General features: G+C 59.6%; 19 protein-coding genes and 5 tRNA genes. 9 read left to right on the top strand and 15 right to left on the bottom strand.

The window, feature by feature from the left end; all coding sequences use genetic code 11:
• Positions 1–35 precede the first annotated feature (35 nt).
• The 5 genes from flgD to QRN22_RS08300 form a co-directional block, all read right to left on the bottom strand.
• Entirely contained in the window at positions 36–710 is a 675-nt protein-coding gene (flgD, locus tag QRN22_RS08320) for a flagellar hook assembly protein FlgD (RefSeq protein WP_042553104.1), read from the bottom strand.
• 14 nt (positions 711–724) lie between these two features.
• A complete protein-coding gene (gene flgC / locus QRN22_RS08315; protein WP_042553105.1) occupies positions 725–1168 on the bottom strand; it encodes a flagellar basal body rod protein FlgC in 444 nt (147 codons plus the stop codon).
• Between the two features lie 11 nt (positions 1169–1179).
• On the bottom strand, positions 1180–1590 hold the full coding sequence (gene flgB, locus QRN22_RS08310; RefSeq protein WP_042553106.1) for a flagellar basal body rod protein FlgB: 411 nt from the start codon (positions 1588–1590) through the stop codon (positions 1180–1182).
• A 284-nt stretch (positions 1591–1874) separates the two neighbouring features.
• Positions 1875–2702: a protein-glutamate O-methyltransferase CheR gene (gene cheR, locus QRN22_RS08305; protein ID WP_042553174.1), complete on the bottom strand. Its 828-nt coding sequence runs from the start codon at positions 2700–2702 to the stop codon at positions 1875–1877.
• Positions 2703–2808: 106 nt separating this feature from the next.
• Positions 2809–3744, bottom strand: a complete 936-nt coding sequence (locus QRN22_RS08300; protein WP_042553107.1) for a chemotaxis protein CheV — start codon at positions 3742–3744, stop codon at positions 2809–2811.
• A gap of 79 nt (positions 3745–3823) precedes the next feature.
• Between QRN22_RS08300 and flgA the strand changes: the two genes are divergently transcribed.
• The 4 genes from flgA (at position 3824) to QRN22_RS08280 (ending at position 6487) form a co-directional block, all read left to right on the top strand.
• The gene (flgA, locus tag QRN22_RS08295) at positions 3824–4582 is read left to right on the top strand and encodes a flagellar basal body P-ring formation chaperone FlgA (protein ID WP_042553108.1); all 759 of its coding nucleotides are present in this window, start codon (positions 3824–3826) and stop codon (positions 4580–4582) included.
• A gap of 165 nt (positions 4583–4747) precedes the next feature.
• On the top strand, positions 4748–5083 hold the full coding sequence (gene flgM, locus QRN22_RS08290; protein ID WP_042553109.1) for a flagellar biosynthesis anti-sigma factor FlgM: 336 nt from the start codon (positions 4748–4750) through the stop codon (positions 5081–5083).
• A 106-nt stretch (positions 5084–5189) separates the two neighbouring features.
• Positions 5190–5657: a flagella synthesis protein FlgN gene (locus QRN22_RS08285; protein ID WP_042553110.1), complete on the top strand. Its 468-nt coding sequence runs from the start codon at positions 5190–5192 to the stop codon at positions 5655–5657.
• Positions 5658–5737: 80 nt separating this feature from the next.
• Complete coding sequence (locus tag QRN22_RS08280; RefSeq protein ID WP_042553111.1) at positions 5738–6487, top strand: flagellar brake protein; 750 nt, start codon at positions 5738–5740, stop codon at positions 6485–6487.
• 2 nt (positions 6488–6489) lie between these two features.
• Here the strand turns inward: QRN22_RS08280 and QRN22_RS08275 are convergent, their stop codons facing one another.
• From QRN22_RS08275 to QRN22_RS08260, 4 genes are all read right to left on the bottom strand, one after another.
• On the bottom strand, positions 6490–7821 hold the full coding sequence (locus QRN22_RS08275) for an MFS transporter (RefSeq protein ID WP_042553112.1): 1332 nt from the start codon (positions 7819–7821) through the stop codon (positions 6490–6492).
• 195 nt (positions 7822–8016) lie between these two features.
• Positions 8017–8676: a YceH family protein gene (locus QRN22_RS08270; protein ID WP_042553113.1), complete on the bottom strand. Its 660-nt coding sequence runs from the start codon at positions 8674–8676 to the stop codon at positions 8017–8019.
• 376 nt (positions 8677–9052) lie between these two features.
• A tRNA-Arg gene (locus tag QRN22_RS08265) sits at positions 9053–9127 on the bottom strand.
• Between the two features lie 88 nt (positions 9128–9215).
• Positions 9216–12683, bottom strand: coding sequence for an indolepyruvate ferredoxin oxidoreductase family protein (locus QRN22_RS08260; protein ID WP_042553114.1), 3468 nt, complete (start codon positions 12681–12683; stop codon positions 9216–9218).
• A gap of 202 nt (positions 12684–12885) precedes the next feature.
• Between QRN22_RS08260 and QRN22_RS08255 the strand changes: the two genes are divergently transcribed.
• The 3 genes from QRN22_RS08255 (at position 12886) to QRN22_RS08245 (ending at position 14140) form a co-directional block, all read left to right on the top strand.
• The gene (locus QRN22_RS08255) at positions 12886–13353 is read left to right on the top strand and encodes an Lrp/AsnC family transcriptional regulator (protein WP_042553115.1); all 468 of its coding nucleotides are present in this window, start codon (positions 12886–12888) and stop codon (positions 13351–13353) included.
• A 177-nt stretch (positions 13354–13530) separates the two neighbouring features.
• The gene (locus QRN22_RS08250; protein ID WP_042553116.1) at positions 13531–13767 is read left to right on the top strand and encodes a hypothetical protein; all 237 of its coding nucleotides are present in this window, start codon (positions 13531–13533) and stop codon (positions 13765–13767) included.
• Positions 13768–13954: 187 nt separating this feature from the next.
• On the top strand, positions 13955–14140 hold the full coding sequence (locus tag QRN22_RS08245; RefSeq protein ID WP_042553117.1) for a PA3371 family protein: 186 nt from the start codon (positions 13955–13957) through the stop codon (positions 14138–14140).
• 36 nt (positions 14141–14176) lie between these two features.
• On the opposite strand, the gene phnN is transcribed toward QRN22_RS08245, so the two are convergent.
• Complete coding sequence (phnN, locus tag QRN22_RS08240) at positions 14177–14734, bottom strand: phosphonate metabolism protein/1,5-bisphosphokinase (PRPP-forming) PhnN (protein WP_042553118.1); 558 nt, start codon at positions 14732–14734, stop codon at positions 14177–14179.
• A 471-nt stretch (positions 14735–15205) separates the two neighbouring features.
• Here phnN and QRN22_RS08235 point away from each other — a divergent pair, with 471 nt between their 5' ends.
• On the top strand, positions 15206–15535 hold the full coding sequence (locus QRN22_RS08235) for an Arc family DNA-binding protein (protein ID WP_042553119.1): 330 nt from the start codon (positions 15206–15208) through the stop codon (positions 15533–15535).
• Between the two features lie 66 nt (positions 15536–15601).
• On the opposite strand, the gene mgtE is transcribed toward QRN22_RS08235, so the two are convergent.
• Complete coding sequence (gene mgtE, locus QRN22_RS08230) at positions 15602–17050, bottom strand: magnesium transporter (protein WP_042553120.1); 1449 nt, start codon at positions 17048–17050, stop codon at positions 15602–15604.
• A gap of 320 nt (positions 17051–17370) precedes the next feature.
• Between mgtE and bamE the strand changes: the two genes are divergently transcribed.
• Positions 17371–17862 (top strand): outer membrane protein assembly factor BamE domain-containing protein, encoded by a 492-nt coding sequence (gene bamE / locus QRN22_RS08225; RefSeq protein ID WP_042553121.1) that lies wholly within the window; start codon positions 17371–17373, stop codon positions 17860–17862.
• Between the two features lie 42 nt (positions 17863–17904).
• On the opposite strand, the gene QRN22_RS08220 is transcribed toward bamE, so the two are convergent.
• The 4 genes from QRN22_RS08220 to QRN22_RS08205 all read right to left on the bottom strand — a co-directional run bounded on the left by QRN22_RS08220 (position 17905) and on the right by QRN22_RS08205 (position 18514).
• Positions 17905–17981, bottom strand: a tRNA-Arg gene (locus tag QRN22_RS08220).
• 108 nt (positions 17982–18089) lie between these two features.
• Positions 18090–18166, bottom strand: a tRNA-Arg gene (locus QRN22_RS08215).
• A gap of 110 nt (positions 18167–18276) precedes the next feature.
• A tRNA-Arg gene (locus QRN22_RS08210) sits at positions 18277–18353 on the bottom strand.
• A gap of 70 nt (positions 18354–18423) precedes the next feature.
• Positions 18424–18514 (bottom strand) — tRNA-Ser (locus QRN22_RS08205).
• Positions 18515–18572 lie beyond the last annotated feature (58 nt).

The following is an 18572-nucleotide window of genomic DNA, read 5'->3' as shown; positions in this document are numbered from 1 at the left end:
TCCTTGCCGAAAGCCCGGCAGTTATAGCCTGTTAATTACTGACCAATGACCTGCACTTGCGAAAGTGGCACATTGCCGACCCCCGCAAGATTGAGCATCAATTCGTTGCCGCCCAGCGTGACGCTGTCGACGTTGGCCGGCAGCAAGGTGTAGAGCCCCTTGGTTTCGTTGCCGTAGGTCGCCTGCGCCTCGAACCTGTAGGTACCCGGTTTCATCACATTGCCGCTGGCATCCTTGCCGTCCCAGATGAAGCTCACGTTGCCAGCCTGCTGCTCACCCAGGTTGATGCGGCTCACCACCGCACCGGCAGTGTCATAAACGTTGACGTACACGTTGCTGCTGCTGGTTGGCAGCACGGCACTGGCCTTGAAGCTTTCACTGGTATCGACCACCGCCTTGTCCACCGGCACGATCACCTTGCGACCGACCAGCGAAGAAGCCTGCAGGGCCTGGGAAGACTGATAGCCGGAGAGAATGGTTTCCATGCTCGAGTTGAGCTTCTCGACGCCCTCAACGGTACTGAACTGCGCCAGCTGGGCGATGAACTCGCCATTGCCCTGAGGCTCAAGCGGGTTCTGGTTGTTCAGCTGCGCCACCAGCAGGTTGAGGAACTGGTCCTTGCCCAGCTCCTTGTTCTGCGTGGTGGAATCCTGCTTGACCTGATACTTGTCCAGTACCGAACTGGAGCTGACGCCATCAACAGTGCTCATCTCTCACTCCCGGCTCACTGACCCAAGGTCAGAACGCGCTGCATCATCTGCTTCGCGGTATTCATCATTTCCACGTTGGTCTGGAAGGCACGACTGGCAGAAATCATGTCCGCCATCTCCTCGACCACGTTGACGTTGGGGTAGTACACGTAGCCCGCTTCGTCGGCGGCCGGGTGGTTAGGCTCGTAACGTGGCATCAGGCTGCTCTGGTCCTCGACGATACCCAGTACCTGAACACCCGCGCCTGACTGATCCTGATCGGCGAACAGCGAACCGTTCTCGCCACCCTGGGCCTGCTGAAACACGGTGGCGAATACCGGATGACGAGCCCGGTAGGTCTGATCGATGCTGGAAGACACCGTTTCGGCGTTGGCGATGTTGCTGGAAATGGTATTCAGGCGAGTGCTCTGGGCACTCATGCCGGTTCCGGCGATGTTGAAAACGCTGGTAAGTGACATATCGGGCTCCTTTATTCACCACGCAGGGCGCTGACGAGCCCTTTGAATTTGCTGTTGAGCAGCGTGAAGCTGGTCTGGAAAGCCACCGAGTTCTCGGCATAGTTGGCCTGCTCGACCTGAGCGTCCACGGTGTTCTGATCGATCGATGGCGCAGTCGGCGTTCGATAAGCCAACGCCGCATCGCCCATTGGCACGCCTTCTGCTGCGATATGCCGGCTGTTGGTGGTTTTCAGACCGGAGTTGCCGCTGCCGCTGCTCTTGGCAGCCTGCTGGGCCAACACGGAGGCGAAATCCAGATCTCGCGCCTTGTAGTTGGGGGTATCGGCATTCGCCATGTTATTGGCCAACACCTCGGCACGCTGAGCGCGGAAGCCCAGTGCCTTCTCGTGAATGCCAAGCGCGTTATCGAAGCTGATGCTCATCTCAGGAACCTTTGCCGTATCGGCCAGCCGGTTTTCGTGCAAAGTTCTCAGCAAAGCACGTGCCAATTTATTTTTTATCTTATAAATCAGCTGGATAAGCTAAAACAAAGGGAAGCGGCAGGCGCGGGCGGCAAAGCTTTTCCGCCGATTGGCAAGCTGAGAGCGGCAATTGAACCAGGGCTTGCCGCTTTTCTGACGCGAGGGTGACGGAACACCGTCAGGCGAGGAGAACGAACCGAATGAAAAAAGGAGGCCGGTGGGGCCTCCTTTTCGCTATCGCTGAATCACTTGGCTTTGTAAATGATCCCTGGGCTGCACTGCACCATCTGGTACTTCTCCGGCAAACCATTGAGGGCTTCGGAAGCGCCAAGGAACAGATAACCGCCTGGCTTGAGCATCGCATGGATGCGCGTAAGGATGTCCTTCTTCACATCGGCGGAGAAGTAGATCAGCACGTTGCGGCAAAACACGATGTCGAACTTGCCGAGGCTGGCGTAACTGTCCAGCAGGTTCAGCGGGCGAAACTCGACGCGGCTCTTGATCGCCGGTTTGACCACCCAGCGCCCCGGCCCCTTGGGGTCGAAGTAACGCTGCAGCCGCTCCTGGGCAAGACCGCGGCCCATCGCCAGGCTGTCGTACTCACCGGATTTGCAGTTGTTGAGCATGGTCGGCGAAAGATCAGTGGCCACGATCTGCACACCGGTCTTGAGCTGGCCGATGTTGCTGCGCTCGAACTCATCGATGCTCATCGACAGCGAATAGGGCTCTTGCCCCGACGAACAGGCCGCCGACCAAATTCGCAGGCGCTGCCCAGGGTAGGCCTTGATCAGCTCGGGCAACACTCGATTCTTGAGCACTTCGAACGGATAGGCATCTCGAAACCACAGGGTTTCGTTGGTGGTCATGGCATCGACCACCTGCTCGCGCAGACCACTGCGCGGCTGGGTCTGCATGCGCTGCACCAGTTCGCCCAGGGTCTTGATGCCGTTGGTCTCCATCAGCTTGTTCAGCCGACTGGAAACCAGGTACTGCTTATTGCTACCCAGCACGATGCCACAGGCTTTTTCCAGAAAGATCCGGAACTGTTCGAAATCCAAATTACCTGAAGACACTCGCTGAGCCTCGCCCATCTAAAAAATCGAATGCGGCAGGTAGGCCAAGGCCCACCTGTCGATTTTGCCGCCACCGCCCGTTCAGTGAATCCGGGCAATTCCTGCGTTATGCCGAGTGATCGCTCGACTTGATGCGTTCGACCACGCGAGAGGCCAGATCGTCCGGACGGAATTTCGCCAGAAAATCGTTGGCCCCCACTTTCTTCACCATCGCCTGGTTGAATACACCCGATAGTGAAGTATGCAGGAGAATGTGCAGCTTCTGCATGCGCGGATCGGAGCGGATCGCAGCGGTCAGGGTATAACCGTCCATCTCCGGCATCTCGATATCGGAAATGATCATCAGCAGTTCCTGCTCCGGCACCTTGCCCTCGTCGACCATCGCTCGCAGGAAGTCCAGCGCCTGGCGTCCATCATTCAAGGCGGTGACCTCGACCCCTACCGTCTGCAGACAGCGCATCACCTGCTTACGCGCCACCGACGAATCGTCGACGATCAGCACGTGCTGGCTGACAGCCTTGGTCTGGGTCTCGACATCCACCACGCCGACGGAAATCACCTCGGAAGTCGGCGCCACCTCGGCGAGGATCTTCTCCACGTCGATGATTTCGACCAGTTTGTCATCCAACCGCGTGACCGCCGTCAGATAATGGTCGCGCCCGGTGCCCTTGGGTGGCGGATGGATCTCTTCCCAGTTCATGTTGACGATGCGCTCCACCGAGCGCACCAGGAAGCCCTGCACCTTGGTGTTGTACTCGGTGATGATGACGAAGCTGCCCTGCAGATCACCCAGCGGTCGCTTGCCCGTCGCCATGGACAGGTCAAGGATCGGGATGGTACCGCCGCGGATATTCGCCACACCCCGAACCACCGGGCTCGATTTGGGCATGATGGTGAGTTTCGGGCATTGCAACACCTCCTTCACCTTGAAGACGTTGATCCCGTACAGCTGTGGGCCGTCGAGACGAAACAGCAACAGTTCCAGGCGATTCTGCCCAACCAGCTGAGTACGCTGGTTGACCGAATCCATCACACCGGCCATGTACGGGCTCCCATGATTCCAATTACGCATCTGATTTGGTCAGCGTAGCAGGCGGCACGCGCCTTGCTTCCAACCAGACATGAATGCACAAACGACAATTATTCGACGCGCGATGGCCAAGAGCCTTCGTTGCCTGGCAGTTTTACCTGCTTTGATGGCGCTCGGCTATAGCACGCTGACAACTGCCTCAGTCACCCTGCCCGATCAGCTTATCGGCGAGACCCAGCGCTTTCTTGAGCAGGCAGTGGAGGACTATTTGCAGCGCAGCAATATCCAGGCGCGCCACGAGGTGCAGATCAACCGTCTGGACCCACGCCTGCGCCTGCCATTATGCGATCAGCCACTGACCACCACCCTGGAAACACCCGCTGAACCCGTAGGCCGGGTGACCATGCGCGTGCGTTGTGACGGCGCGGCCCCCTGGACGGTATTCGTACCCGGCCAGGTGCGTCTTTATCGCGAAGTGGTCACCCTGGTACGCCCGGTCAAACGCGAAGGCGTGCTTGGCGAAGCCGACATAATGCTGGCGGAACGTGATGTCGGCCTGCTCAATCAGGGCTACCTGACCGAGATGGAGCAGGCGATCGGCAGAAAGGCCACGCGCGCCATGCAACCGGACCAGGTCCTGGCGCCCGTGCATATCCGCCAGGCCGAGGTCATCCGCCGCGGTGACCAGGTCGTAATCAGCGCGCGCAGCGGCGGCATCAATGTGCGCATGCCCGGCGAAGCGCTCTCGGATGGCGCCATAGGCAAGCAGATAAGCGTACGCAACCAGCGCTCGCAGCGCGTGGTTCGCGCTCGGGTGACAGGCCCCGGGCAAGTCGAAGTGTCGATGTAGGTATCATGGGTATTCATTTATCTGGCAGATTGGCGAACGGATTGGCTGACTGGCGCAGATGGGTGTTTTAGACTGTGCGAGCGACGCGATTTTTTTGCCTAAAGTTTTCTCGGGCATAGCCGACAAACTAGGCAAGCGTCCAAACTCCGTCAGAGGTTCTGCATCATGGTCATCGATTTCAACCGACTCAACAGCAGCACGCCAGCCAGCACCACACGTGCCGGCAGCGCCCAGGGCGGCAAGAACGAAGCCATCGACAACAAGGCCGGTGGCAGCGAAGCCGCAGCCCAGAAAACAGCTGTCAGCAGCAAGAGCGGCGAATCCGTTCAGCTGAGCAGCGAAGCGCAACAGTTGCAGAAAACCGTCGACAAGCTGCGCGATCAGCCAGTTGTGGATACCGACCGGGTAGCCAAGCTGAAGCAGGCCGTCGCCGATGGCAGCTATCAGGTCGACAGCCAGCGCGTCGCCAGCAAGCTGCTCAACTTCGAGTCCCAGCGCTAGTCCCAGGGCTCGCGCTGGGGTGTTGGACGCCCAGAAACCGCTTTGACGTTTTGCCGGCACCCAAGCTGGCAGAGCTCGGATAGGTTCTACCCCAGAGAGCCCGCTCATGACCGCTACGACCCTGCTCGACCTGTTCAACGAAGATATCGGCCACGCAGAGCGATTGCTTGAGCTGATAGAGAGCGAATTCCAGGCTCTCAGCGACAACGATCTGCCCAGTCTGCAGCAGGTACTGGCAGACAAGCAGCCACTGCTGGCCAGTCTCGATCAACATGGCAAGGCCCGCACTCAGATTCTTCTTGGTCTTCATCTGAGCGCTGACCGCGCAGGCCTGCAGGCACTCGCGCAACGCTCCGCTCAAGGTGCCGCGCTGATGGCCGCCAGCGACCGCCTGAGTGACCTGCTCGAGAACTGCCAGAGTGCCAACCTGCGCAACGGTCGGGTCATCCGCTCGAGCCAGAAATCGGCAGAAAAAATGCTCGGCATCCTGCGTGGAAACGAGACCCCATCGCTCTATGACAGCAGCGGGAGTACCGCTAAGATCGGCGGCAAGCGCCCGCTGAGCCAGGCCTGACATAACGACAAGATGCGCAATGATGTCAAAATGGCATTATCATTGACGCAGTAGTACCTTGCCCCGGAGATCACTGGACCGTGTCCAACCCCTTCGTTCAGGATGGTGGCCCGCAACCCCCGAAAGTGCTCAAGGCACCCGTGGAAATCGTTGCCAACCTACGCCTTCTGCAACAACACCATGATCCCCTGGTGATCGTGTTCCATGAACGCAACCAGCGCTTCCAGAGCTATGTGATCGAGGTGGACCGCGATCAGAACCTGCTGGTTCTCGACGAAATGATGCCCAGCGATGGTGAGCGCTACATGCAGAATGGCGAAGCCTTTCGCGTCGAATCGCTGCATGACGGCGTGCGCATTGCCTGGGATTGCCCAACCGGCATGCAGGCGAGTGAATATCAGGGCGAGCGCTGCTATGTCGGCGGTATTCCCGGTGAGGTGCTCTACCACCAGCGCCGCAATGCGTTCCGGGCCGCTCTCAAGCAATCCGATCAGGTCAAGGTGGAAATCATCGGTGCCAAACTGCGCACGCCGCTCGAAGGCCTGATGCTGGACATCTCCGCCTCGGGGTGCAAGGTTCGCCTACCCGGCAACGCCAGCGAAAAACTGCAGCCAGGACAAGTGTACGAAGGTTTCTACGCCCTACTGCCAGTCGGCCGCCTGGAGGCCGCCGTGGAGTTGCGCCATGCCCGCTATGACGACAAGCTCGACCTGACCTTCGCTGGCCTGCATTTCGCCAACCTCAGTGGGCTGCAGCAGCGACTGGTAGAGCGTTTCGTTTACCAGTTGCAACGCGAAGCCCGACGCTTTGAAAGCGATACCTTTCTATAAGCTCAGGCCTGCGGCGATGGCGCAGGCCTGTCTTGCAGATCGTCGCCACCCTGTACATCGGGATCGGTAACGACAGGCTCCTGCATCTGCTCCTGCACCACCTGCTCATCGACGCGCGGATCCAGCGCAGCCACCAGCGGCGAAGCGGTCATGTTGACTGGCATGGCCACGTGCTGCAGTGGCGCATCATCGACCTGGTGAAGGTGGGTAACGATGTTCGAGCGCACCCGCCAGACCAGAAACAGCCCGCAGACACAGAAGAACGCGTAGAGCATGTTGGCGCCGAAAAAGCGCATCAGCACACCGACCAGTAGTGGGCCGATACAGGCACCGACGCCAAAGGTCACCAGCAGCATGGCGGTCAGCGACACACGTCGATCGGTTTCCACGTGGTCATTGGCGAATGCAACGGCCAGCGGATAGAGACTGAACTGCAGCATGCTGACGATGAAACCCACCGAAATCAGCAACAACAGGGGAGCTTCGGACAATATGGCCAGGGGGGCGGCGACCACCACCATGATCCCTGACATGCCGCGTATCAGCTTGACCCTGTCGAAACGATCGGACAGCCAGCCAAGCGGCGCCTGAACGATCAGGCCCGCCAGAATGCAGCAACCCATGAAGATACCGACCTGCTCGGTCGCCAGCCCCATATCGGCCGCGTAGAGCGGCGCCAGGCCATAGAAGGAGCCGATCATAAGGCCCGCCACACCGATGGTGGTCAGCGACAGCGGCACCCGTTTGAAGAAGAAACGCATCTCCAAAGGTGCCGGATGCAATGCCGCAGGGTGCAGGCGTCGGGTCAGCGCCACGGGAACCAGACACAGGGCGAACGCCAGCGCCACCAGCATCAGCAGCTCCAGCCCCAGGGTCGGATGCACCACCAGGACCAGTTGGCCAAGCACCAGTCCAAGATAGGACGCTGCCATGTAACCGGCGAACACCAGCCCACGCTGCTTGGTGTCGGCCTGCTCGTTGAGCCAGCTTTCGATGACCATGTACTGACACATCATCCCCAGCCCGACGAGCACACGCAGCACCAGCCAGGCCGGCAGCCAGTCGAGCAGGCCATGCCCCAGCACCGCGGCAGTGACCACACCAGCACAAGCGACGTAGGCGCGAATATGCCCGACCCGGGCGATCAGCCGGTGGCCGATCTTGCCACCGAGTACCAGCCCGAAATAGTTGGCCGCCATCAGTGCACCGGCCCACACGCCCTCCCCGGACTCGGCCAGCCGAAGCGCCAGATAGGTACTCAGCAGGCCCGAGCCGAGCAGCATCAGGACAGTGGCGATGTACAGCGAACTGAAAGACTTCCAGATCAAACGCATTGGACTGCAACGACTCCTTGTAACCAGCTCCCGCAGGAGACTCAACCTCGATCAACGACACCCGATGGACAAGCAGCCATCCAGGCCGGAGCCGACGGTCGCAGTGCCATATGGATAATGCGTGACCCGCAACAGTTCATTATTCCGCCGCCTGAATCGCAGCCCCTGCAGGTACCGCCCGACCAGCATTGCCACTCAAACGGCAGCATTGCCTTCAAGCACCGCCAGCCGGGCTTCGAGCTCGGCAATACGCGCCTCGAGTGCCTCCAGGCGATCCGCGGAAGATCCCGTGACCGATCGCTCCCCCTGCGCCGCACGCTCGTGCAACTGCGCCTGCAGCTCAGCCGGATCCCCCAGCAGATGGGCATAGCGATCCTCGCGCTGCCCCGGCTGCCGCCCCACCAGGCTGACCAGGTCTCGCCCGATCAGACGCTCCAAGTGGTGCTGCACCTGATCGGCATCGTCGAAATCATGCAGGCGGTTGCTGCGAGTGAGCAGCTCGCTGACCGTCTGCGGCCCACGCAACAGCAGCAAGCCTATCAGGGTCACTTGTGGCGCCACCAACTCCAGCGCCTTGTCGACCCGCTGCTCCCAGCGATCGGCGCGACTGCCCATGACCAACCGCGCAAAACCGCGCTCTTCCAGGCTTCGCGAGGCCTGACCGACAGCGCCAGGGGTGAGGTTCATCAACGGGTCGCGGCTGGTCTTCTGGTTGCAGGCCAGCACCAGCGCATTCAGGGTCAGGGGGTAGGCTTCAGGGGTCGTGGCCTGCTTCTCGATCAGACAACCCAATACCCGGGCCTCGGCGCTGGTCAGCGGCTCTGGGCGGGGCACATCGTTAGGCTCATCGGACATGTCGCATACCTGGCTGAGGGAAAGACCCCTAGCGTAGCCTGCAAGGCGGCAAGATGACACGCTTGCGAAAGAATTTAGCAGCGTGCAAATCGCTGATTTTCCTGAGCAAAAATGGCCCAGGAAAAATCAGGATCAGAAATGAGAAGTATTTCTATTGACTAATGATCGAGAATCATTATTATCTAATTCGTCAGCTGCGAAGCTGGCTTGATAATCTGAATGCATCCAGTCGGAAGCTCCAGTTTATCTCCTCATCAGGCTAATCACGGTTATTGACCCGGCTTTTTGCCGGGTCTTTTTTTTGATTTTTATCAGGCTAACGCAAACTGGTATGGCTGAACCGCGATGGCACATCTCCATCCTCGGCGCCGGATCATGGCGTCCCCTGCTGGAATCGAACCAGCATCTAGCCCTTAGGAGGGGCTTATTCTATCCGTTGAACTAAGGAGACCCGTTCGACCCACCGCCCATTACAGCAGCCGGCCGGCATGTTAACCATCACGACGAGATTTGTCATGCCGTTGACATGCCATCGCTCATCAGGCCGCCGGTTCGAACAGCCTCACTACCGCAATCTCGCCCGCCTTCATGCGTATCTGCAACTGCCGCTCCTGCTCACGCACGCTTAGCACCGCCTTCTCCTTGACATGCCCGTAGCCGCGAATCTGCTCTGGAAGCTCGGCGATCATCAGCGCCGTCGGGTAATTGGTGGAGCTCAGCGCCTCCAGCAGCTTGCCCACGCTGCGCTCGTAATCGTCGATCAGGCTGCGCTCCAGCTGGCGCTCCTCGCTGCGTGCGAAAGGATCCAGCCAGGTACCGCGCACAAAGCGCAGTGTCGACAGCACCTTGAATGCCCTCAGCATCCATGGCCCGAAGCTGCGCTTGCGAGGCTCGCCCGTCACCTTGTCGGTCTGGCTCAGCCAGGAAGGCGCCAGATGAAACTGCAGGCGGAAATCACCCTCGAACTGCGCCCGCAATGCCTCGCTGAAAGCGCTGTCGCTATACAGGCGTGCGACTTCATATTCGTCCTTGTAGGCCAGAAGCTTGAAGTAGTAACGCGCCACGGCCCGACTCAGGCGCCGCTGAGGATCGCTGTCACGCTCGCCAACGCGCATCACCAACTGCCGGTAGCGCTCGGCGTAGGCCGCATTCTGATAAGCGGTCAGACGCGTGACCCGATCCTCGATGATGGCCTCCAGCGTTTCGCAACGCGGGGCCTCTGCAATCGCTGGCCGCACCAGTCGCTCGACGGCTGCGGCGTCATGCGCCGCGCGCCGTCCCCAGAGAAATGCCTGCTGATTGAATGCGACCGCCACGTTGTTGAGTTCGATGGCCTTGTCGATGGCCTCGGCGCTGATTGGCATCAGGCCCTTCTGGTAGGCATAACCGAGCATGAACAGGTTGGTGGCGATGCTATCGCCCAACAGCCGAGTCGCCAGATGAGTGGCATCGACGAACCAGGTCTTGCTCGCACCAACGGCATCGCTCAGCGCCTGGCGCATGGCCTGCCCCGGAACCTGAGCATCGGGGTTGCGGGTGAATTCGGCCGTGGCCGCCTCGTGGCTGTTGATGACCGCGTGGGACACCTGCTCGTTGAGCTTGGCGAGGGCATCCTCACCCGCCGCCACGACCAGGTCGCAGCCGATCAGCAGATCCGCCTCACCGGCGGCGATACGCACCGCATAGATATCATCCTGATGGGCGGCGATGCGCACATGGGTATTCACCGGGCCGAACTTCTGCGCCAGGCCCGCCTGATCGAGCACGGTACAGCCCATGCCTTCCAGGTGCGCCGCCATGCCCAGCAATGCCCCCACGGTGGTCACTCCGCTGCCGCCGACACCGGGCAGCAGAATGCTCCAGGGCCGCTGCAACGACGGCAGGCGCGGTTCCGGTAGCGCCACGAACAACGCCCCCGCGCCGACCGCCTGCGGCTGGCGCAACTGCCCGCCGTGCACGGTCACGAAACTGGGGCAGAAGCCGTCCAGGCAACTGAAATCCTTGTTGCAGGCGTTCTGGTCGATCTCCCGCTTGCGCCCCAGTTCCGTCTCCAGCGGCAGCACCGACAGGCAATTGGATTTCACGCTGCAGTCGCCACAGCCCTCGCATACGGCGGAGTTGATGAAAGCCCGCCGTGCCGGATCGACCAGTTTGCCGCGCTTGCGCCGGCGGCGCTTCTCGGTCGCACAGGTCTGATCGTAGATGATCACCGAAACCCCCTTGCACTCGCGCATTTCACGCTGCACGGCATCCAGCTCGCGACGGTGATGAAAGGTGGTGATCGACGCGAAGGTCGAGCGACTCGGGTACTTGTCCGGCTCGTCGCTGACCACCGCGATGCGCTTCACACCCTCGGCGAATACCTGCTGGCTCAGTTGATCGACGCGCAACTCGCCGTCCACCGGCTGACCACCCGTCATGGCCACCGCATCGTTGTAGAGAATCTTGTAGGTGATGTTGACGCCTGCCGCGACGGCAGCGCGCACGGCCAGATGCCCTGAGTGGAAATAGGTGCCGTCACCCAGGTTCTGGAACACGTGTGGCGTATCGGTGAACGGCGCCTGACCGATCCAGGTCACCCCTTCTCCGCCCATCTGCGTGAAGGTCTCGGTGCTGCGATTCATCCACTGGGTCATGTAATGGCAGCCGATGCCGCCCATGGCTCGGCTGCCTTCCGGCACCTTGGTAGAGCTGTTGTGCGGGCAACCCGAACAGAAATGCGGGGTACGTACGGTGCTGTAGCTGCGCGCCGCCAGGGCCTTTTCCTTGGCATCGAGAAAGCCGAGTCGCGCTTCGATGACATCACTGGTGTAGATGGGAGACAGCCGCCGGGCGATGACCCGAGCGATCATCGCTGGCGTCAGCTCACCCAGGTTGGGCAACAGCGACTGGCCCTGTTCGTCGAACTCGCCCACCACCCTCGGCCGTTTGCCGACAGGCCAGTTGTAGAGCTGACCGGTCAATTGATCCTCGATGATGCTGCGTTTTTCCTCGACCACCAGAATCTCATCAAGCCCATCGGCGAAGTCGTGCACGGACACCGGCTCCAGCGGCCAGCTCATGCCGACCTTGAGCACCCGCAAGCCGATCCGCGAACAGAGCGCGTCATCCAGCCCCAGATCCTCCAGGGCCTGGCGTACGTCCAGATAGGATTTGCCCGTGGTGATGATCCCCAGCCGCGGGTTGGGTGAGTCGAGCATGACCCTGTTCAGGCCGTTGGCGCGGGCGAAAGCGCGGGCCGCGTAGATCTTGTAGACGTTGAGACGTTTTTCCTGGGCCAGTGGCGGGTCCGGCCAGCGAATGTGCACGCCCTCTTCCGGCAGCTCGAAATCATCGGGCAGGCTGACCTTGACCCGCTGCGGGTCGACATCCACCACGGCAGACGAGTCGACGTTCTCGGCGATGGTTTTCAGTGCGACCCAACAGCCGCTGTAGCGCGAAAGCTCCCAGCCGATGATGCCGTAATCGAGGATTTCCTGAACGTTGGCGGGGTTGAGCACCGGAATCGAAGCGGCAATGAAGGCATGCTCGCTCTGGTGTGCGATGGTCGACGACTTGCAGCCGTGGTCGTCACCCGCCAACAGCAACACACCGCCATGGGGCGAGACACCCGCCGAGTTGCCGTGCTTGAACACATCGCCACTGCGGTCGACACCCGGGCCCTTGCCATACCACATGGCGAATACCCCATCGTAGCGGGCGCCAGGAAACAGGTTGGTCTGCTGGCTACCCCAGACCGCGGTAGCACCGAGCTCTTCGTTGACGCCGGGCTGAAAGTGGATGGCGTTCTGCTGCAGAAACTCGCGAGCCTCCCAGAGGCTCTTGTCCAACCCACCCAGCGGCGATCCGCGATAACCGGAAATGAAGCAGGCCGTATTCAGGCCCGCAGCGCAATCACGCTGTTTCTGCAACATGGGCAGGCGAGTCAGCGCCTGGGTGCCGGTGAGGTACAGATGACCCGTGGCGAGACGGTACTTGTCGTCCAGGCGGATTTCGGCCAAAGACATAGGGCGGCGCTCCTGTTGTTTTTATGGCGACCTTTTCAAGTGGCAACGGTAGGTACCACCTGTCCACATCCATCAGGATCACTGTATGGATGGCTACCTTAAGCATAGACCGGAGCGCAGCGATTTTTTCTTTCTCATTTGCGCCGCCAATGCCAATACTGAGCATGAACGTTCCAATAAAAACGACTAACCGGAAACGAACATGCACGAGCCATTGAGCGCCATCGACCGCCGCATCCTGCGCCTGATGCAACGCAATGCCGACCTGAGCGCCGCCGAGATAGCCAAGAAAGTGGAGCTGTCCCAGTCCCCCTGCTGGCGACGCATCAACCGCCTGCAGGAGGAAGGCTTCATCGAACGCAAGGTCGCACTGCTCAGCCATAAACGGCTAGGTTTCAACATCACCGTTTTCGTCAGCATCAAATTGTCGGCACACGGACGCAGCAATCTCGACGAATTCGAGCAGGCGATAACCGGCTATCCGCAGGTTCTGGAGTGCTACACCATGGCGGGCAGCTCTGACTATCTGCTCAAAGTGGTGGCACGGGATATCGCCAGCTATGAGCGCTTTTTGCGCGACCAACTCCTGCAGCGACCACACGTTCAGGAGGCGCATTCAGGCATTGCGATGAGCGAAGTGAAGCGCACGACGGAGCTGCCCCTGGACTGACGCCTGGCGACGTTCATGCATTTTGCAATGCGGCAGTCGAGCGACCTTGCAACATGCACGGCAACAAGCCGTAAATAGCTATTTAAGTGATTGATTTATAAGTATTTTTTTATTTAAAAAGATTGGCACGGGAACTGCTCTTTTACTCGCATAGAATCCGAATGCGAGAACCCCACCATGAACAGCTTCATCGCCCTGGCCACCGCCATCGCTCTGACCCTGCTAGCAGGCGCCGCATTCGCCAACTTTCAAAATAATCAGCAGCAGGCCACGGCTATGCAGCTGGTCCAGCAAATGCGCGCCACACCCGTACAGTTTCAGCACGCGACCAAGGTGGAGCCTGGCCAGTTCGAGGCCAAGCCCCTGACCAACAGCGAGTGGCAACCCCGCCCGCAACAGCGTTTCACCTTCTGAGTGCCGGGCCATGTGGAGCGTATTTTTCCCAGGTTTCGTATTGCTGCTGGCCACTATCGCCTGTGTGGCAATCTGGCTGATCGACGGACTTTCCGATCGCATTCCGCCGCAGATCTCCAGAGATGACCAGAATGGCCCCCATGACCCATTTTTCTGAATGCCAACCGCAGAACGCGAGGAGAGCATGATGTCCAAACCAGCCCTGTTGTTTCTGCTGATGGCAGTGGTATCGGCAAGCCTGCTGTGGATGGCCCCTGGCCAAGCCGAATGGCTGACTGCAGCCGCACGGATCGCGCTACCGATCAGTGTGGTATCACTGACGGTCGCCTTGCTGATCGGCAAACGGGTCAAGTTCGATCCGATCCTTCGCTAGCCGCCAACCCTCCACCGCGAAGCCGTTGGATGCGCGCTACTCGGGCAATTGGATTGGCGTATCGATCAGTTGCACCAACCTGGCAACCGTCTGCTCTATGGGGCCCGAGTTATCCAGAACAATCGCGCCATGCCCACCACCAACGAACCTGGCATTGCGCGCCAACCTGGCTTCGATCTCATCCAGCGTTTCTCGACCACGACGCAGCAGCCTCGAGCGCAGTACGTCGGGGTCAACCTCCAACAGGATGGCCAACAGTTGCGGATAACGCTGCCGAGCCTCCTCCCAATACCCACGAGAACCGTTGACCAGTACCTGATGGCCGGCGGACAGCCAGACGTCGATTTCCTTTGAGATGCCATACCACAATCCATTGGCTCGCCAGCTCATGGCAAAGTCACCGGACTGCAGACGTGCCGTGAACGCTTCGGGTGAAACGGCGATAGCATCCTCCCCGACAGCCTCGGCGGAGCGCGTGATCACCCGCCTGACCACTTTGCAGCCTCGAGCGTCGAGCACTCCCCGCGCGGCGTCGAGCACACTGTCCTTGCCCGCCCCCGAAGGCCCCATGAGATAGATCAGCCTACCCGCCATTCGCAACGACCTCCGTAGCATCTGTCACTGCAGACAATCTCCCATCATAGCGAAGTAGTTCACTGCATGAACCAGATGGGGCGCTATGATGCGCCCGGTCTTGCAAGCCAGCTGGTTTGCCGCGGACTCGTCGCCCGTCACATACATACACATATACGTTCCCCCGCAAAACCGCTGTTTCACTCTGGCCAAAGCCATCATGGCGTATCCGTGATTTGACAATTGAGGCCCGCTAAATGGGACTTACAGCGCATTTGAAAATAATTTCGATAATTGGTGCTGGCAAAAAGCCTTTACCCAGGCCAGAATACGACACGTAATTGGCGTCAATTATTTGCTGACAAGAAGCACGATCACCAGACAAAATGCTGGCCGCGGTTGAACGGCTGCCGCTTGGGATGGTCGAAGTAACGACAATCTCGTAGCTATATGCCATTACGGCTTCGTTTCCTTGAACTAATTGGTTGATGTATGCGCCCTATGAAACAGGCTATCTACTCCAGCCGTACGGCTGACAAGTTCGTCGTTCGGTTGCCCGACGGCATGCGCGAGCGCATCGCTGATGTCGCCCGCCAACACCACCGCAGCATGAACTCCGAGATCATCGCCCGCCTGGAGCAGAGCATGCTTCAGGAAGGCGTACTGGACGACGAGGCCGATGTGCGCCTGGACAGCCCGGAGCTTTCCCTGCACGAGCGGGAACTGCTGCAGCGCTTCCGCCAGCTATCGCGTCGCCAGCAAAATGCACTCGTCGCACTGATCGCGCACGACGCTGAGATGGCCGCCGGCAACGACGACTGAATCTGCGAAAACAAAAAACCGGCTCCAGGCCGGTTTTTTTGTTGCTTCAGAAAAGCTGTTTCCCCATCAGAGGAGAAACAGCGTAGCCAGCCCGAGAAAGATGAAAAAACCACCGCTGTCGGTTACCGCAGTGATCATCACACTGGCGCCCATCGCCGGGTCACGCCCCAAGCGCATCAGCGTCATGGGGATCAGCACCCCCATCAGCGCAGCCAACAGCAGGTTGAGCGTCATTGCCGCAGTCATCACCACGCCCAGCGACCAGCTGTCGTACAGACCGTAGGCCACCACCCCGATCACCCCACCCCAGACCAGGCCATTGATCAATGCAACGCCCAGTTCCTTGCGAATAAGCCGCGATGTATTGCCGTTGCCGGTACTGACCTGATCGAGCGCCATCGCGCGGACGATCATGGTGATGGTCTGATTGCCCGAATTACCACCGATACCCGCCACGATCGGCATCAAGGCCGCCAGTGCCACCAGCTTCTCGATGGAGCCCTCGAACAGGCCGATGACACGCGAGGCCATGAACGCAGTGATCAGGTTGACGGCCAGCCAGGCCCAGCGGTTGCGCACCGACTTCCAGACCGATGCGAAAATATCTTCCTCTTCACGCAGACCCGCCATGTTGAGGACTTCGCTTTCGCTTTCCTCACGGATCAGGTCGACCATCTCGTCGATGGTCAGGCGGCCAATGAGCTTGCCGTTCTTGTCGACTACCGGCGCAGAGATCAGGTCGTAACGCTCGAAAGCCTGAGCAGCGTCATAGGCGTCCTCATCGGGATGAAAGCTGACCGGGTCATTGGCCATGACCTCGGCAACCTGCTTCTCCGGGTCGTTGACCAGCAGACGCTTGATCGACAGCACGCCCTTGAGCACCCCGTCGTAGTCGACCACGAACAGCTTGTCGGTATGCCCCGGCAGCTCCTTGAGGCGACGCAGGTAGCGCAACACCACCTCCAGGCTGACGTCCTCGCGGATGGTGACCATCTCGAAGTCCATCAGCGCACCGACCTGCTCCTCTTCATAGGAGAGCGCGGAACGCACCCGCTCGCGCTGCTGAGCGTCGAGGGTTTCCATCAGCTCATGGACGACGTCACGCGGCAGTTCGGATGCCAGATCCGCCAGCTCGTCGGCATCCATCTCCTTGGCCGCCGCGAGGATCTCATGATCCTCCATGTCGGCGAGCAGCGTCTCACGCACGGCGTCGGACACTTCGAGCAGGATGTCGCCGTCACGGTCCGCCTTGACCAGTTGCCAGATGGCAAGACGATCTTCCAACGGAAGGGCTTCGAGAATGTAAGCGACGTCGGCGGAGTGCAGATCATCGAGCTTGCGCTGCAGCTCGGCGAGGTTCTGCCGATGCACCAGACCTTCGACGCGGTCCTGATGGTGGCCTTCCTGGCGATGGGTAAGGTCTTCGACCAGTCTGTGCCGCTGCAGCAACTCGACCACCTGAGCGAGTCGGTCCTGCAGGCTTTCTTGCGGCTTCTTGGTTTCTACTTCTGACATGGCACACTCCGCCCCCAGCGGCGGCGCGCGCCCGCGAGGGTCAATCAGTCAATACGTGATTGCACACTTGGAATTCTGAGTTACTACTGGGTAAGTCCATGGTGAGGATCCACAAGCCCCGGCGGGGCTGACAGACGAATAATAACACGCTAATCAGCCATGTACGTGACAAAGGCATGGCAAGACAAGCGCTTGCAGCGTTTTCCTGAACCCGTCCGCATGAGTTCGAATACTGCGACGCACGTCATCAGGCAGAAGGCACGTGGCAACGGGCAGAGCAGCGACTAAGCTTGCCAGAACACGTCAGGGAGGACGTCACCATGCAATGGATACGCTGCACAGCCGTCTACGCCATTCTGCTCTGCCCAACCACACTGCCCGCGTCTAGCGTGTTTCGCTGCGAACATGGCGATGGCCATATCACCTTCAGCCAATATGGCTGCAGCGAAAGTCAGCAGCAGCGAATTCAGGACACCCACAACCCCAACCCCGGGAGCGTCGTCACCCCACTGACGCGCCCAGAGCCCACACCGAAAAGCGCAACGGAACCCTCTGAAAAGACGCTGACCGTGATCGGCGAGCAGCAGGACGGCTGTGGCAATGCCGTCATAGGCAGCGCCAGACGCGAAGCGATCATCAGGAAGCAGATACGCACCGGCATGACCCGCAAGGACGTCGAGAGCGCGCTAGGCAAGCCGCAGCGCATCAGCCAACGCAACGGCCAGACGACCTACCATTACACCAGCAAGGACAACAGCGAGCGGCGCACGGTCAGTTTCGACCAGAATGACTGCGTAATGGGAAAACGCTAGACAAAGAAAAAGGGCCTGCATCACTGCAGGCCCTTTTGGGTATGGCGGACTCAGGAGGATTCGAACCTCCGACCGCTCGGTTCGTAGCCGAGTACTCTATCCAGCTGAGCTATGAGTCCGTTGCAGATCACCTGAATGCCGTTGCATTCATGCGACCCTTGGCGCTTTTAGACCAGATCACCGCTGGTTGAAACAAAATGGTTCGTACTGCTACAAGCCATTCAATATGGCGGACTCAGGAGGATTCGAACCTCCGACCGCTCGGTTCGTAGCCGAGTACTCTATCCAGCTGAGCTATGAGTCCGTTGCAGATCACCTGAAAGCCAATGCGCCTTCATGCGACCCTTGGCGCTTTTAGACCAGATCACCGCTGGTTGAAACAAAATGGCCCGTACTGCTACAAGCCATTCAAGATGGCGGACTCAGGAGGATTCGAACCTCCGACCGCTCGGTTCGTAGCCGAGTACTCTATCCAGCTGAGCTATGAGTCCGTTGGTGTTTTTAGACCAGATCACCTCTGGTTTGTTTGCCAATCCGGCCTGAGCCTGATTTGCCAAATAATGGCGGAGAAGGGGGGATTCGAACCCCCGACACCCTTTTGAGGTGTACTCCCTTAGCAGGGGAGCGCCTTCGGCCACTCGGCCACCTCTCCGCAACACGGGGCGCATGATAAACATGTTTTCCCCGTTTGCAAACCAAAATTTCGATAA

The organism is Pseudomonas sp. MEJ086, assembly GCF_030209025.1.
Taxonomy (GTDB): domain Bacteria; phylum Pseudomonadota; class Gammaproteobacteria; order Pseudomonadales; family Pseudomonadaceae; genus Aquipseudomonas; species Aquipseudomonas fulva_A.
Note: the sequence above shows the minus strand (reverse complement) of the source record. Positions and strands in the feature narration are given on the sequence as shown.

Bases quoted from the DNA above. Each gene is read 5' to 3' on its own strand.
- QRN22_RS08245 (WP_042553117.1), top strand. From the start codon at position 13,955: ATGTCCAAACCAGCCCTGTTGTTTCTGCTGATGGCAGTGGTATCGGCA.
- QRN22_RS08270 (WP_042553113.1), bottom strand. From the start codon at position 8,676: ATGTCCGATGAGCCTAACGATGTGCCCCGCCCAGAGCCGCTGACCAGC.
- QRN22_RS08260 (WP_042553114.1), bottom strand. From the start codon at position 12,683: ATGTCTTTGGCCGAAATCCGCCTGGACGACAAGTACCGTCTCGCCACG.
- QRN22_RS08285 (WP_042553110.1), top strand. From the start codon at position 5,190: ATGACCGCTACGACCCTGCTCGACCTGTTCAACGAAGATATCGGCCAC.
- QRN22_RS08275 (WP_042553112.1), bottom strand. From the start codon at position 7,821: ATGCGTTTGATCTGGAAGTCTTTCAGTTCGCTGTACATCGCCACTGTC.
- flgB (WP_042553106.1), bottom strand. From the start codon at position 1,590: ATGAGCATCAGCTTCGATAACGCGCTTGGCATTCACGAGAAGGCACTG.
- QRN22_RS08235 (WP_042553119.1), top strand. From the start codon at position 15,206: ATGCGCCCTATGAAACAGGCTATCTACTCCAGCCGTACGGCTGACAAG.
- flgD (WP_042553104.1), bottom strand. From the start codon at position 710: ATGAGCACTGTTGATGGCGTCAGCTCCAGTTCGGTACTGGACAAGTAT.
- QRN22_RS08300 (WP_042553107.1), bottom strand. From the start codon at position 3,744: ATGGCCGGTGTGATGGATTCGGTCAACCAGCGTACTCAGCTGGTTGGG.
- bamE (WP_042553121.1), top strand. From the start codon at position 17,371: ATGCAATGGATACGCTGCACAGCCGTCTACGCCATTCTGCTCTGCCCA.
- QRN22_RS08255 (WP_042553115.1), top strand. From the start codon at position 12,886: ATGCACGAGCCATTGAGCGCCATCGACCGCCGCATCCTGCGCCTGATG.
- phnN (WP_042553118.1), bottom strand. From the start codon at position 14,734: ATGGCGGGTAGGCTGATCTATCTCATGGGGCCTTCGGGGGCGGGCAAG.
- flgA (WP_042553108.1), top strand. From the start codon at position 3,824: ATGAATGCACAAACGACAATTATTCGACGCGCGATGGCCAAGAGCCTT.
- flgM (WP_042553109.1), top strand. From the start codon at position 4,748: ATGGTCATCGATTTCAACCGACTCAACAGCAGCACGCCAGCCAGCACC.
- mgtE (WP_042553120.1), bottom strand. From the start codon at position 17,050: ATGTCAGAAGTAGAAACCAAGAAGCCGCAAGAAAGCCTGCAGGACCGA.
- flgC (WP_042553105.1), bottom strand. From the start codon at position 1,168: ATGTCACTTACCAGCGTTTTCAACATCGCCGGAACCGGCATGAGTGCC.
- QRN22_RS08250 (WP_042553116.1), top strand. From the start codon at position 13,531: ATGAACAGCTTCATCGCCCTGGCCACCGCCATCGCTCTGACCCTGCTA.